Raw genomic sequence first — 14,332 nt, 5'->3', positions numbered from 1 at the left:
CGATAAATTACAATAAAATACCATCTTGTACACAAGTTTGTATAAGTCGTTTGACGTATTTTTTCCAATCTGCTGCCCGAGCACAATGCCTAAACTATGACTGCTGAATTTTTTGGTTTATTTCGATGCATTTTTTTGCTGACATTTATGGGATTGGTATGCGCTGCCTGTACGCCTGTACATGTACCGTCAGATCAGGCAAATACAGTTCAAATAGATGTGACAGACCGATACGGCAATAGAGTTCAACTGCAAAAGCCAGCACAGCGGATTGTGTGCCTGTTTGAGGCCAGCGTCGATGATTTGTATATGCTGGGTGCAGGTTCGGCACTGGTGGGCATTCCTGCCAAAATCTACAGCGCGCCGGATCTGTATCGTGCTTATTCCATTTTGGATCGACGCATTGCCCAAAAACAAATTGCAACGCCAAGTAACTGGGAAGCCTCGACCAATATTGAAAGTGTGGTTGCACTACAGCCCGATCTGGTCGTGGTCAATGCTGGCCAGACCGACGTGATCAAGGTATTACAAAAAATGCAGATTCCGGTATATGCCGTGATGTCGGAAAATCTGCAACAAACCCGAAAAGAATTACATGATTTAGGCACCCTGACAGGACGCACTAAGCGTGCTCAGCAATTACTTCAATTTATTGATGCTGAAATTGCCGCGATGAATGCCAAAAAACACAATACAACGCAGCAAAAAACCGTGTACTACGGCTGGTCTGGAGGGCGGATTTTCTCGACCTCGGGCATCGACTCTATGCCCAATACTGTCATGACACTTGCCGGGGCACGTAATGTGGTCACCACTTCAATTGATCAACCCAATGTCAATCCAGAGAAACTTCTGGAGTGGAATCCGGATGTGATTTTACTGTGGAACAGTCGTCCTGAGCAGATTTATGAGCGCCCAGAACTAAGCATCTTGAGTGCCGTTCGGCAACGGCAGGTGTATAGCTTGCGTCCTGCGTTTTTGTTTAATCCGCATACACCCAAAATTCTGTTGGCTGCCAATCAGTTACAACACTGGTTATCTGGTTCAGTCGATGTGCATCAAGATGCAGCGCATGATATGCAGCGGATTTTAAGTGAATTTTATGGGGCAACGCATGCCACCCAACTCATCCACATGGCTCAATCCAAGGAATAATCAGTGAAGTCTTCTGTTTCTGTTTTGATTTATCTGCTCCCTGTTCCGCTGATTATATTTTCTTTGTTGATTGGGCCATCTGAACAATTTGGTCTACGTGATTTTAGCTATGCACTTTATGCCTTTTTTAGCACGCCAAACCATTTGAGCAATATTGAACTCGCGCAACTAGAACTCATGCAAAACATTATTGTAAATGTTCGAATGCCACGGGTCTTTCTTACCTTTTTAGTTGGCGCTGCACTGGCATCGTCGGGTAATACCCTGCAAGCCTTGTTTCGAAATCCATTGGTAGATTCTTATGTTTTGGGTATTTCGTCTGGCGCGGCTTTAGGTGCTGCGCTTGCACTGCTCACTGGCTGGCTCCCGGTTCAGGTATCTGCATTTTTATTTGGTATTTTAGCCGTATGTATGACCTATGGTTTTGCCCAGCAACGCTATGAAAAAAGTTCGGTGGTGGTGATTTTGCTTTCCGGCATGATTGTTTCTGGGCTGTTTATCGCAGGACTCAGTATTGTGCAGTACTTGAGCGATCCTTATAAATTACAGGCAATTGTACAATGGACTATGGGCAATTTGCATCAAGCCACATGGGACAAAGTCGAACAGGCTGTTTTACCGATTGCCCTGTCTTTACTGGGTATGTATGGCATGCGCTGGCGGCTGAATTTACTGGCACTGGGTCAGCTTGAAGCCCAAGCGGTTGGCGTCGACCCAAGGCGAGATCAGTTTTTGTTGGTGTTATTTGTGACGCTAGCCACTTCATCTTCTGTGGCAGTTGCCGGCATTATTAGTCTTTACGGACTCTTTGTACCGCACGTCGTGCGTATGCTGATTGGGCCAGATAATGCCAAAACTGTTCCAGCGAACATTTTTTTGGGTGGATCATTTTTGTTGATTATCGATAATCTGTCTCGGACATTTTCAACCTTTGAAATTCCAATCGGAATTTTTACGATGCTGCTCGGTGCTCCCTTGTTTTTATATCTTATTCGTCGTTATCGCATGAACTGGGCTTGATGGTTATGAGTACAATTTCAATTCAACAAGTCAATTTTGCCTACCAGAAAAAAACGGTGCTGCATGACATTCAGCTCGAATTCCAGTCCAATTGTTTTTCTGTACTACTTGGTCGAAACGGGAGTGGTAAATCGACACTATTTAATCTGATGGCCGGTATTTATCCACTTCAGTCAGGTCAAATTTTATTTGATGGTCAGCCCTTGGCAAAGCTCAAAGGAAAACAGCGGGCGGTGCAACTGGGTTTTCTTGCACAAAGCCATCGTAGTATTTTTAATTTTAAAGTATTAGATGTGGTGCTGACTGGTCGTGCTGCTTTTTCGGGTTATGCGCCTTCACAAATCGATCGCGACCAAGCCTATGAAGCCCTTCGCATGCTGGAAATTGAGCATTTACAAGATCGCGATTACACCACGCTATCGGGCGGTGAGCGCCAACTGGTCATGATTGCACGCATCTTGACGCAAAACCCCAAAGTCATTTTACTCGATGAACCCACCAATCATCTGGATGTGTACTATCAGGCTTTTCTCATGCAAAAACTGCACGAGTTGTCGCGTCGAGGCTATACCATTGTGGCCATTATGCATGATCCGAATCTTGCATTTTTGTATGCAGATGAGTTTTTCTTTATTAAAGACAGCCAGATTATTCGCGCACAAGACAAAGCACAGGCCGCTGAGGCTGATTTTTTGGCTCAGGTTTATGATTTACCGTTTCAGCAAGCCTATGTGGGCACCCACAAAATCGTCATGCCAAAACGCCGGGAAATCAGTGAATGACACTGAGCATTTGCAAAGTAATATTTTTTACTTCGTTGATGCTCTCAAGCACATGGTGCTCGGCCAAGTGAATGGCCTGTTCGGCATCTTTATTTAAGATACACCGTAAAATCGCACCATGATCTTCGTATGCATGCGCGACATCTAATGCCTTCATGGCCCCCAGACTCAGTACAATACGAATTTTTTCACTGGCCTCCTGATGAATCTTGGCAATTTGCTGATTACCGGCAGCACGTACTAAAGCACAGTGAAAGTCTTCACTTTGTAAGATCAACGCGGCAGTGTCTTTTAAATAGTGTTCGGGAGGAATCAGCCACATGGCCTGTAACGCTTGCAATGCGGGTAATTCTTGCGGCTGTTCGAGTGCACACAGACGTTTGACTGCTTCTTTTTCTAAAATCATGCGTAAATCAAAAAGTTCTTGGTAATACCTAAATTCGAGTGGACGAATTTCCCATCCACTTCGAAAATGCACATGCACAAAACCTTCTTGCTCCAGACGATACAATGCCTGTCGGATCGGAGTACGACTTGCGGCATAACGCTCGGCCAGATCGGTTTCTGTAAAACGCTGACCGGGTTTGAGTACAAAGCTAAAAATATCTTGTTTTAATTGTGCATAAATCAGATCCGAAATGTTATTGGATATTTTTTTTTCAGATGGTGCTTTGGACATGAGATAAACCAATACGGAACGTATAAGCGGCTCATTATAATGGCTTTTGAGATTGAACGTAGCCATGACTGCAACAAATAAATGCGTGCGGATTTAAACCTGTCGAGATTTACACCAGAAAATGCCGTGCATGATGCAGCATATGCTCAGTTAAACGCTGTAACGGTTGCGATTGTTGTGACCAGTGATGCCAATATAACGGAATCTCGATGCTGTAATTAGGCATCAGATTGATCAGCGGTTGCTGGGCGGCTTTAAGCTGGAATTCGGGCACAATGCCATACCCCATGCCCAGTTGCACTGCGGTAAAATAAGACTCAGATGAAGGAATGACATGACACGGATAACTGCCTTGCGGTAGCCCAAACTGGCTTTCTAATACATTAAAATGAATATGATCTTTCTCATTAAAAATGATGGCCGGTGCACTGCGTAGCTGTGTGCGATGAATTCCGTGTGCAAACCATTGCTGCGTGAAGGCCTGAGTCGCGACTAACTGATATTTCATTTTGCCAAGATACTGGGCCTGACAGCCTTTCATGGGGTTACTTTCCACCGAAATACAGCCACTGACAATGCCTTTTTGTAGCCATGAATAGGTGTGAGACTGATCATCAACCCGCAGTTGTAGTAGTATTTTTTCTTGAATAAGCACCGCATGTAATGCAGGCAATAACCATGTCGAAAGCGAATCGGCGTTGGTGGCAATGACGGCTTGAAAAAAACTGGCATTTTGCGGGCCAGCCAGCGTATGCATTAAATTCTGCTCCAGACGACGTGTATGCTGTAAATGCTCAAACAGTTGCTGACCTGCTGGCGTCAGTGTGCATGGGCGTGCCCGAATCAAAAGCAATTGTCCGAGTTGTTTTTCCAGTGCTTGTACGCGCAGCGTAACCGCTGAAGGCGTAATACATAACGTATCGCCCGCCAAATCAAAACTACCGTGTTCCGCAACAGCCATAAATGCATCACATTGCTTACTGTCTAACATAATCACCTAAATTTTTTTTAGTTATCTCGATATCTTCTTAGTATTACTGACTTTAATTAGAAAAACCATCTACCATTGATGACGTTGGATTCCGGTTAAAAGCACACGCTGACGTGGCTTGGGGTTACTTTTATTTTGTTTATGATCGAGTCACTATGAACGCTTTTTTTTCTGGCTTTGCCGTAGGTCTGTCGCTTATTGTCGCCATTGGTGCTCAAAATGCCTTCGTGCTCAAACAAGGGCTTAAACGTCAGCATGTATTTTGGGTATGTCTGGTGTGTGCGTTGTCTGACTCTATTTTGATTTATCTGGGCGTTACAGGATTTTCAAAAATAATCATTCAGTTTCCAGCTTTATTAATCTGTGCCCAGTATTTCGGTGCGCTCTTTTTATTCTTATATGGCATAAAGCACTTTTACGCAGCATTGCAGTCATCGGTATTACGCCCGAGTGATCTGGAAAATCACCAGCTATTGCCTGTAATTGGGATCTGTCTGGCACTCACTTGGCTCAATCCACATGTGTACTTAGATACAGTGGTTTTGGTCGGCTCAATTTCTGTTCAGTTTTCACCTCAAAATTATCTGTTCGCTGCCGGATGCATGCTGGCATCTTGGTCTTTTTTCTTTTTACTCGGTTATGGTGCGCGGCTTGTATCACCTGTGTTTAACCGTCCACATGCATGGAAAGTACTTGATCTTATTATTGGATTTATCATGTGGGGAATTGCGCTGAATCTGATTCTGTAATACATAGCTGGTTTGCCTGTATGACTGACCAGCTGTGTACGCACCTATCAGTTACGATATTTTAAAGCGAAGCGAATTGTCTTGATAAATCGGCGTAATGTCCTGCCCATTTAAAGTCACTTTTTGATAGCTTCCCTGTAGCTTTTTGGCAGTCAGTACGGTGTAGGTTCCTGCCGGCAAAGTGCTGCTGGTACGAATATTTAACAGGCCATTTAAGCTGGCAGTCTGGTCAATTTGTACGGCAGGTTGCATTGCAGATTTAAAATCAACCAGAAGCGTTGAGCTAGCAAGCTGTGTAAAATTGCTCTTGAGGCGTAAAGTGGTTGTGGTGTTGATATTTAAATTGCTATTAGCGCGTACATACACATCGCCTTGCCCTGCTGCATGTTCAGACAATAAACGAATCGTACCTTGAGTAATATCTATACCGCCCGTAAATGTATTGTTGCCATTTAAGCCGAGTGCGCCTGTTCCCAGTTTGGTGAGTTTTCCGGCTCCAGAAATATCATTGCCCCATTGATCAGACTGGTTAAAGCCACCCAATGCGGTATCCATGGTCAGTGTTACATCACCATTAAAATTGCCATAACCTGCACCTGCTTTAAACAGATTTAAGCGCCCATAACCTTCGGCATCATCCATCACAGGATAACCTGATGCAATTGCGGTCGACTTTAAGACCACACGGCGCTGGTTGGCGGTTAAGTAAGGAAAGCGGGTTTCGAGTAAGACCTCTGCACCTTTAGGCACATTTGCAACACGAGTTTTATCTGCAATTTGATTAAATCCATACGTCATCCACAGGCTGACTTTATCTTTTAATGTGTTTAGATCTGCGAACCGATCGTTTTGATCGTAAGGTGTTTTTGCTACAGCATAAAAGGCTTCAAAATTTGTAGTATTGGTGGCTTTCATCAACTGAGTTTGTGCCTGCTGATAGGCCTGTTGGCGCTTTTCAGGCGTCATGGCATTGAGGTTTGCGACATCGGCAGCAATAGACTGAATACGCCCACCGACTACATCAAGTGCCGAGTGCATCCCCGCAATAATACGCGAATCGCCCAAATCCATTCCGCGTGCGATCAGCTCCTGATAGCGCTGCGGCACCAGATATGCCATTGCAATGGCATTTCGACCCGCTTCGGCGGTATGACCACTTGGAAAACCGCCATCGGTATTGGGTGTAGTGCTCTTGGCCGATTCTAAACTAGGCACCACGATGACATCGCGGCTCCAACGATACGGACGTGCATATTTATAAAATCGCTTGGCTGGCTCTGTCGATGCGTTGGTTCCCATAGCCTGAATAAATTCGACCACCTGACCAAAATCGAGATTGCCTTGAGCGGTTGTTAGGCCCGAGTTATTGCCTTGGTCGTCATATTTCACCTGTTGTGCATCAGCGGGTACAGCATTGATGGTGGTGGTTTGTCCCGTTAGTTTGCGCCATGGATCTGTCAGCGCGCCAAGACCAGTGGTCACGCTGTAGCTTTTACCGCGTCGATCATCGAGATAGGCACGCACAGCATCTTCTGCGCTTCGATTATGTGTGGTTTGTACGGAATAATTGATATTGTAATTAAGTACTTCTGCATTTTTTTTGGTTCCATCTGTACTATCACCTGGAATTCCGGTCCAGTTTGAGGCTTTCACCGCTGGAAATCCGTCTCGTGCCTCAGCAGATACGCCTGCATCGACCAATAAACTCGAAGGTGTCCAGACATCAAGATAACCACTTAAAACTCGAACGCCCGCATTGGTTTCAACTGTGGCATAACGCGCATCGCCTCGCTGGTTAGTCGCCCAAGAGTCGACCACTGCATTAAGATTCGACGAAACAGGTGCAGTATCTTCATAGCCCAAACCTTTGGGCGGCTGCGTGATAGCATCCGATGTGGTATCGGTATCATGATCATTACATCCTGTAAACAGCACGGAACAAGACAAAATCGAGAGGCAAAGCGCATTCAACTTGAAACTGGACATGGCGTCATCCATAAGCGTAAATAAAGATGCTATCTTTCAGTAAAAGTGTTTAATTTGTGTTAAATACGATCAAATGATTTTGAGTCGATCTACCTCTTAACTGACAAAAAAACCCATTTAAATCTGGACGCAACGGACGCTTTTATCGTGTGTTCACTTTATCTGGCGTTATTCAATCTGTGTTACGGACGACATTGACTTGATTCGACGCAAAAACCTATATTGGTCGATATAACAACCAAAAGAAGAATAGCAATGAAAAAATTCCTCCTCTGCTGTGCAGTGTTGTTCGGCACCCAACATGCCTTGGCTGCCAACACCACTTGGTCTGCTGGCTCAACCTATAAAGGTACAGTGACCGTACCTATTGAAAGCGGGCCTAATGTGGTCTGGAAATGTAACGGAAAAGCATGCAGCATGTCTGGCCCTTGGGGTGATGAGCTATCGCTCGACTCGTGCCAAAGTTTAGTGATGCGGGTAGGAAAAATTAGTTACTATAAAAACTCGGCTGGAAAAGTGTGGAATGCTCAATCACCCGAACTGGCCGCTTGCAATAAAGCAGCACGTTAAAGATACCAATCCAATAAAAAAACACCAGATCAGCGATGATCTGGTGTTTTTGTTGAGACGATTTATTTAGAAGTTCGCCTCACTTCGGTTAAATCTTGGCATCGATATCGGTCACTGCAATTAATTTGTGGTTTACAAATTCTTTTAAACCCAAATCAATCAGTTCGCGACCATAGCCTGAACGACCTACACCACCAAATGGCAAGTCGGCCTGCGACGTGGTTGGGCTATTGATGTAAACCATACCGGTATGGATTTTTTTGGCCACTTCAACACCGCGTTGATGGTCGGCTGTATACACTGAGCCGCCCAAACCAAACGGTGAATCATTGGCGATACGGATAGCATCGTCCTCATCTTTGGCACGATATAACTGTGTGACTGGCCCGAAAAACTCCCAGTATCGTGCGTCGTTATCATCACTGATATCCGTCATAAGCAAGGGTTGGAAGAATGCACCTTGCTCTGGCACCGGCGCACCGATTGCTTCAACTTTAGCACCTGCTGCTTTGGCTTTTTCGACTTGTTTTTTCAAGTTGTCGGCGGCCTCTTGCGAACATAAAGGTGCCAAAGTGGTTTCCGGGTCCATCGGGTCACCCGCTTTAAGCTTTGCCACGCCTTGTTTGTAAAGCTCGACAAATCGATCATAGACTTGATCGACCACAATAAAACGTTTTGATGCGGTACATACCTGACCGGCATTGCTATGGCGGCCACTGACTGCAAGTTCAGCCGCTTTTTCCAAGTCTGCATCTTCAAGCACGATCAGTGCATCGGCACCCCCTAGTTCAAGCGTCGATTTTTTCAATGCCTTGCCCGCATGTGCAGCCACCTCAGCGCCGGCACCCTCAGAACCTGTCAGTGCCACGCCACACACCCGGTGATCATTTAAAATCAGAGGGATATGTTCATGACTCAAATATAGGTTTTTAAAAGCACCCTTAGGCAAACCTGCTTCAAGCATCAGTTCTTCAAATGCATTTGCACTTTGCGGCACAATCGAGGCATGCTTGAGCAGTACAGTATTTCCAGCGGCCAGCTGCGCACTCAAGATACGGGCAATCTGGTAAAACGGAAAATTCCAAGGTTCTACCGCCATCACAATACCCTGTGGCTCATAGTAAATCATGGCATCGATGTCGGTATTTTCAGTGGTGAGTGGCGTTGGCGATAAAAACTTTTCGGCATGTTTGGCGTAATATTCAAAAATTTGTGCACAAATCTCGACTTCGCCTAATGCTTCTTTAAATAGTTTTCCCATTTCGAGCGTTAAAAATTTTCCATACTTCTCATTGTCGCGGCGTAAAATACTGGCCGCCTGATTCAATACGTTAGCACGTGTTTCAAACGAAGTTTCTTTCCAATCTAAATACGCGGTATAGGCTGCGTCAATTGCTGCATGTACCTCTTTTTCAGTTGCAGTCGGGAATTCTTTTACTTTTTCGCCCGTGTAGGGATTAACCGTTGCATATGCCATGAATCTACCCTCTATTTTTGAAGTTTCAATTTTGAGCGCATTTCTAAAAAAATGCGTGTCCTTTTAAATTACGGTCACGCAGATGATTTCTAAAGTAATTTATTCTGATCTTACAAATCGTATAACGGCGTAACATTCAAAGACAAAATGTATAAAATTAGTTGAGGTTCAGCATTATCGTGTACTCAATACCAGCTTAACCAGTATGTATTTTAGGCTGCAAGCTGATGATTGAGCGTGTCGCCATTCTATATTAATCGACATTAATCGACCACGACATCCGTACTGAGTGCTGTTTTTTGCTTTACTGCGTGCGGATATGCATCGACATCATGCCGAGTGGGTTCATATTTAATCATCAAACCAATCACCACCAAAGGCACCACCGCAAAAAATGAAATAATGAAAAATACATCCGTCTGGTAACGTGCCATCCAAATGGGCAATACAAACATGGCAATGGCTTGTGCGACACCCGTGACTGCTCGGTTAAACCCGACCCCAATGCCACGAATTTCTGCAGGATACGCCATGGTTGGATAAACCATCATCTGCGCCCCAGGCCCAAAGCCTTCGGCAAATAACCAGGCACCCAGTAAAATAACAGCGGTATAAATTAAAAATGGATGCTGTGGTTCTCCAATCCATGCCAGTGCAATCAACGCCACAAACTGTAGCCCGAATCCAGCAAGCAGCACATGCCGTGACGAAAACCGGCTGGCCACATATACACCCAACAGCCCGCCTGTAAAGGCAAAAATCAAGTTAAGCCCAAGTGTGGTGGTAATGGTGGTGAGTGTATCGGTGTGGAAAAACCGTGTCAGAATTGACGGTAAAAAGAACGCAATGGTGGTGTATTGAAATGCAACCGAAACATGAATCACTAAGGAAACGACCGTACGGGAAAGATATTCAGAGTGAAACAAAACTTTGAAACTCAGTTTTTTTGCCTGATGCTGCTGACCCACTTGTTGCGGAATAATGTCGTCTGCGACCTTGGCATTGAGCGCATAGGATTGGCGTAATATTTTTGCTGCACCTTGGAGGTCACCCTGATTGGCCAGCCAGATCGGTGATTCGGTCAGATATTTTCCACGTACAAAAATAATCAACAGCGCAGGCACTGCGCCAAAAATCAACGATGCACGCCAAAGCCAGTTGCTGTGCTCAGGTGGAAGTAAAAAGTAAAGTACCAACACCACAGCAAAACACACCGAAGAAGCGGCGTACCACATTGGGCACCATGCTGCCAAACGCGCCGCCTTATTGCTTTTGCCTTCAAATTTTGAAAATTCAGACAAATATGACATCGCCACAGGTAAATCGATACCGACACTAATTCCCATGACAAAACGTGCCGCAATCAGCACCCAGACATTGGGGGCCAGCCCCGCCACTATCGCGGCAATCACAAACAACACCATATCGGCCATAAACACACGATAACGGCCAATTTTATCGGTGAGCCACCCACCGATAATATTGCCCACAATAGTCCCACAGATGATGCCAGAGGCAACCACACCGGTCATGACAGGCGTTAGCGAAAACTCACTCACCACCTGATCGATACCAAACGATAATGTGGTGAGATCGTAGGCATCTATAAACACCCCTATTAGCGCCAGCCAGATCACATGATTACTTTTACCCTGACCTGCATGTTGAGAAACCAGTTGCGAGACATCTTTCGCACTTCTTATTTCATACGCTGGAATAGTTTGATGATTATAATTACTCATTTTTAAAAGTGCCTGATTTGAAAAGGCTTAATATAAGAGCGATATCGAATTAAAATGAACCAACTAAAATTGAAAACCTCATCTTATTTTTATATTTCATTATTTTTGAAATGAATAGCAAAAGCCTTAAAATAAAAATCTGAAAAAATAAAAAAAGAGGTTACCCTCTTTTTTTATTTAATTTGAATCTCTATTTAAATCGCCTGGGCATATGTTGCACGGTTAAGTTGTCGATAGCTTGCGCCCTTATGTTGCTCGCTTAAATAAGGCCCCTGACCAAATAACTTCTCACGCAAGGTGCCGGTAGTGTACTCTGTTTTATAAACACCGCGTTTTTGTAGCTCGGGCACAATAAAATCCACAACATCGATAAAGGTCTGGTGCGCCAATATATAAGCCAAGTTAAAGCCGTCAATATCAGTTTCCTCGATCCATGCTTGCAAGTGATCTGCAACCGTTTCAGCCCCTCCGACCAAAACGGGGCCATTTCCGCCCAGACTATTCCAGTGCGCGATTTCTTCAATGGTCCAGACACGCTCTGGATCTGCATTGACATAGGCATCGAGTAAAGACTGAATGGCATTGGTTTTGATATATTCGACTTGATCGGTAGGACGGTATTGTGAAAAGTCGACACCAGACCATCCGGACAGTAAAGTTAAGGCACCGTCATAACTGCCATAAGATTGATACTCCTTAAATTTTTGCTGTGCTTCATGGTCTGTCTCTGCCGTTACAATCGACAATAACGTGTATATTTTAACGGAGTAAGGATCACGTCCTTCTTCTTTGAGTTTCTGACGAATCGACTGGACAACTTTTTTAGCCGCAATTTTGGACGGCGCTGCAATAAACACACATTCTGCATTTTGACTGGCAAATTTTTGCCCTCGCGGTGAAGCGCCAGCCTGATATAAAACTGGCGTTCGCTGCGGTGAAGGTTCACACAAGTGAATGCCGGGCACACTAAAGTATTTGCCTTCATGCGCAATTGCATGAACTTTTGCAGGATCGGCAAAAATACCGTTTACTTTGTCTCGGAGTACAGCATCATTTTGCCAAGATCCTTCCCAAAGCTTGTACAGCACTTCCAGATATTCATCGGCAATATCGTAACGGTTGTCATGATTGACCTGACCTTTTTGTCCCAGATTTTTAGATCCGCTGTCTAGGTAAGACGTGACAATATTCCACCCAAGACGACCTCTCGTCAGATGATCCAGCGTACTGATACGCCGCGCAAATGGATACGGATGCTCAAATGAAATAGAGGTGGTCAAGCCAAATCCCAAATGCTGGGTCACGGCCGCCATTGCTGGCACAATCTGTAACGGATCATTAACCGGTACTTGTACGGCACCTTTGAGTGCATGTTCGGCACTATGATGATACACATCATAAATCCCCAGCACATCTGCAATAAAAATTCCGTCGAAACAGCCTTTTTCCAAAATTTTTGCCAGATCCGTCCAGTACTCAAGTGCTTTGTATTCTGTTGAGCGGTCTTTGGGATGTCGCCACAGCCCTGGCGACTGATGCGCGATGCAGTTCATCTCGAATGCATTAAAACTAATCTGTTTTGTCATAGCGGTTATCTTTATATTTTTATGGATGTCTGGTGATTTAAAGCATAAGGGCTTTTACATAGCAGCCAGTTTAGGTTGGAGTGAGTGACACAGATGAGGCATTTTTTAAAGTACTCTGTTCTGCTTGAGCCTCGATCTTTGAGGTATCTCCTATACGCCACTGATAGGGCGGTAAAGTTCCATTCACACTAAAATCACCAATAATTCGTGCTTTAAATACACGCGGATTGTGCGATGCCAAGGTTCGAATATTGCGCCAATAGCGGTCGAAGCCATATTTTTTATCTGCCGCAGATGCACCTAAGGCGTCAAAGAGTAAGGTCGAAGCATCTAGTGCCAATTGGGTAATGACACCCTGAGCTTGGGCACTTTCCAGCTCTGCCAGCGCGTTGAGATCCGCTTCAGACACACTATGTGAATCGAGCGCAGCCGAATAGGTACGCTCGAGGCTTCGTGCAACTTTTTCAACCAACACACCGGCGGTGTATGCTGCGGTGCGGATTTGACCGACCACCTGCAAAATTTGAGGATCATTTTGTACCAAAGGTGTATTGGCATGTGAGTAATTCCGCGTACGCTTGGCAACAGCCGCAGATACATCGTAGGTTGCTGCACGGGTTAAGCCTGTAATAATCGCCAATTGAATCAACTGGTAAAACGCAGCAGAATATTTAAAGCGAGTTCCTTCTGGCAGAAATTCGCTTGGATCGACCAGTACATCAGTAAAGCGTGCTGTGCCACTGGCGGTGAGTTGCTGACCGAATCCATTCCAGTCGTCTAAAATCTCGACGCCCTGTGCATGCCGCGGCACGATCACGGTTGAAGATTCTCCGTGAAGATCGGTCACCCCCACTTCAACCCAATTGGCATATAAACTGCCGGTGGTATAGTACTTTTCTCCATTCAGGCGAATCTTGCCACTTTCATCGGTCGATAAATGCGTTTTAAAGGCGTGAATTGATTCTGTACCACCTTCCGACCATGCACTGCCTATTGTGTCGCCACGCGCCAGACGCTCAAGCCAGCGTTGCTGGAATACCGGATCTTGAGACACCAAAACATCTTCAGTAAATCCAAAATGAATCCGCAAAATTTGAGGTAAATTTGAGTCTGCTTCGGCCAGTTCAATCAATAAGGCAAACAATTCAGGCAATGTGGCCTCATATCCACCATACGCCTTTGGTAAACGTAGGCGTGTAAATCCACTGTCTTTGAGCCACTGGATTTGTTCAATCGGAAGTTCATGACGCTGTTCACGTTGCAATGCATGTTGTTTAATTTGTTCAAATAGAGGACGAAACTGGCTTGCGAGCGTATCGTAGCGTGTGGAAACCGCTTCACCCCATACCCGAAACAATTGCGAAGTCGTGATCTGGGGGCGATGTTGCAGCTGTGTATTGACCGTTGGGTGATAAAAATGTGTCATATGAGCATCCATCAATTTTATTTTTATCTTAGCCAACGCATTTGTTTTTATAAAAATCAAAATGTGATAATCATTGCAGGATTTATTCATTAACCTATCTATTATTTTTTTAATTTTCTGTTATTTTGATTAATAAAAAATAAATATTATGAATAAAAAAATTGCTATT

At 44.7% G+C, this 14,332-nt stretch carries 12 protein-coding genes; 5 read left to right on the top strand and 7 right to left on the bottom strand.

Annotated elements, in window-relative coordinates; translation table 11 throughout:
* The first annotated feature begins 147 nt into the window (after positions 1 to 147).
* From QLG00_RS11790 to QLG00_RS11780, 3 genes are read left to right on the top strand one after another with little or no spacing between them, the layout of a single operon-like run.
* A complete protein-coding gene (locus QLG00_RS11790) occupies positions 148 to 1,155 on the top strand; it encodes an ABC transporter substrate-binding protein (RefSeq protein WP_282471067.1) in 1,008 nt (335 codons plus the stop codon).
* Between the two features lie 3 nt (positions 1,156 to 1,158).
* On the top strand, positions 1,159 to 2,175 hold the full coding sequence (locus QLG00_RS11785) for an iron ABC transporter permease (RefSeq protein ID WP_282471066.1): 1,017 nt from the start codon (positions 1,159 to 1,161) through the stop codon (positions 2,173 to 2,175).
* 5 nt (positions 2,176 to 2,180) lie between these two features.
* Positions 2,181 to 2,957 (top strand): ABC transporter ATP-binding protein, encoded by a 777-nt coding sequence (locus QLG00_RS11780; protein WP_228274187.1) that lies wholly within the window; start codon positions 2,181 to 2,183, stop codon positions 2,955 to 2,957.
* Here the strand turns inward: QLG00_RS11780 and QLG00_RS11775 are convergent.
* Both QLG00_RS11775 and QLG00_RS11770 read right to left on the bottom strand, forming a co-directional pair.
* Complete coding sequence (locus QLG00_RS11775) at positions 2,947 to 3,636, bottom strand: GntR family transcriptional regulator (protein WP_171496902.1); 690 nt, start codon at positions 3,634 to 3,636, stop codon at positions 2,947 to 2,949. The two genes, QLG00_RS11780 and QLG00_RS11775, sit on opposite strands and share 11 nt — an antisense overlap.
* A 109-nt stretch (positions 3,637 to 3,745) precedes the next feature.
* Positions 3,746 to 4,627 carry a LysR family transcriptional regulator ArgP gene (locus tag QLG00_RS11770; RefSeq protein WP_119025076.1) on the bottom strand — a complete coding sequence of 294 codons (882 nt, stop codon included), beginning with the start codon at positions 4,625 to 4,627 and terminating at the stop codon, positions 3,746 to 3,748.
* Positions 4,628 to 4,782: 155 nt separating this feature from the next.
* Here QLG00_RS11770 and QLG00_RS11765 point away from each other — a divergent pair, with 155 nt between their 5' ends.
* Entirely contained in the window at positions 4,783 to 5,376 is a 594-nt protein-coding gene (locus QLG00_RS11765; protein WP_151977481.1) for a LysE/ArgO family amino acid transporter, read from the top strand.
* Between the two features lie 51 nt (positions 5,377 to 5,427).
* On the opposite strand, the gene QLG00_RS11760 is transcribed toward QLG00_RS11765, so the two are convergent.
* Entirely contained in the window at positions 5,428 to 7,362 is a 1,935-nt protein-coding gene (locus QLG00_RS11760; RefSeq protein ID WP_282471065.1) for a phosphatase PAP2 family protein, read from the bottom strand.
* Positions 7,363 to 7,617: 255 nt separating this feature from the next.
* On the opposite strand from QLG00_RS11760, the gene QLG00_RS11755 reads away from it, so the two are divergent.
* Positions 7,618 to 7,932, top strand: coding sequence for a hypothetical protein (locus QLG00_RS11755; RefSeq protein ID WP_004946000.1), 315 nt, complete (start codon positions 7,618 to 7,620; stop codon positions 7,930 to 7,932).
* Between the two features lie 88 nt (positions 7,933 to 8,020).
* Here the strand turns inward: QLG00_RS11755 and QLG00_RS11750 are convergent, their stop codons facing one another.
* The 4 genes from QLG00_RS11750 to QLG00_RS11735 form a co-directional block, all read right to left on the bottom strand.
* Entirely contained in the window at positions 8,021 to 9,409 is a 1,389-nt protein-coding gene (locus tag QLG00_RS11750) for an NAD-dependent succinate-semialdehyde dehydrogenase (RefSeq protein WP_282471064.1), read from the bottom strand.
* Positions 9,410 to 9,672: 263 nt separating this feature from the next.
* Positions 9,673 to 11,151, bottom strand: a complete 1,479-nt coding sequence (locus tag QLG00_RS11745) for an MFS transporter (protein ID WP_282471063.1) — start codon at positions 11,149 to 11,151, stop codon at positions 9,673 to 9,675.
* Between the two features lie 194 nt (positions 11,152 to 11,345).
* On the bottom strand, positions 11,346 to 12,737 hold the full coding sequence (locus QLG00_RS11740) for an LLM class flavin-dependent oxidoreductase (protein ID WP_149930496.1): 1,392 nt from the start codon (positions 12,735 to 12,737) through the stop codon (positions 11,346 to 11,348).
* A 70-nt stretch (positions 12,738 to 12,807) separates the two neighbouring features.
* Positions 12,808 to 14,163, bottom strand: a complete 1,356-nt coding sequence (locus tag QLG00_RS11735) for an acyl-CoA dehydrogenase family protein (protein WP_282471062.1) — start codon at positions 14,161 to 14,163, stop codon at positions 12,808 to 12,810.
* Positions 14,164 to 14,332 lie beyond the last annotated feature (169 nt).

Origin of the sequence: Acinetobacter sp. V89_7 (assembly GCF_029967895.1) — a bacterium.
GTDB lineage: Bacteria > Pseudomonadota > Gammaproteobacteria > Pseudomonadales > Moraxellaceae > Acinetobacter > Acinetobacter soli.
The sequence above is the reverse complement of the archived record's forward strand: the minus strand, read 5'-3'. Positions and strand labels throughout refer to the sequence as shown.

Coding starts and splice junctions, on each gene's coding strand:
- QLG00_RS11765 (WP_151977481.1), top strand. CDS start 4,783: ATGAACGCTTTTTTTTCTGGCTTTGCCGTAGGTCTGTCGCTTATTGTC.
- QLG00_RS11750 (WP_282471064.1), bottom strand. CDS start 9,409: ATGGCATATGCAACGGTTAATCCCTACACGGGCGAAAAAGTAAAAGAA.
- QLG00_RS11755 (WP_004946000.1), top strand. CDS start 7,618: ATGAAAAAATTCCTCCTCTGCTGTGCAGTGTTGTTCGGCACCCAACAT.
- QLG00_RS11740 (WP_149930496.1), bottom strand. CDS start 12,737: ATGACAAAACAGATTAGTTTTAATGCATTCGAGATGAACTGCATCGCG.
- QLG00_RS11735 (WP_282471062.1), bottom strand. CDS start 14,163: ATGACACATTTTTATCACCCAACGGTCAATACACAGCTGCAACATCGC.
- QLG00_RS11780 (WP_228274187.1), top strand. CDS start 2,181: ATGAGTACAATTTCAATTCAACAAGTCAATTTTGCCTACCAGAAAAAA.
- QLG00_RS11770 (WP_119025076.1), bottom strand. CDS start 4,627: ATGTTAGACAGTAAGCAATGTGATGCATTTATGGCTGTTGCGGAACAC.
- QLG00_RS11760 (WP_282471065.1), bottom strand. CDS start 7,362: ATGTCCAGTTTCAAGTTGAATGCGCTTTGCCTCTCGATTTTGTCTTGT.
- QLG00_RS11790 (WP_282471067.1), top strand. CDS start 148: ATGGGATTGGTATGCGCTGCCTGTACGCCTGTACATGTACCGTCAGAT.
- QLG00_RS11775 (WP_171496902.1), bottom strand. CDS start 3,636: ATGTCCAAAGCACCATCTGAAAAAAAAATATCCAATAACATTTCGGAT.
- QLG00_RS11745 (WP_282471063.1), bottom strand. CDS start 11,151: ATGAGTAATTATAATCATCAAACTATTCCAGCGTATGAAATAAGAAGT.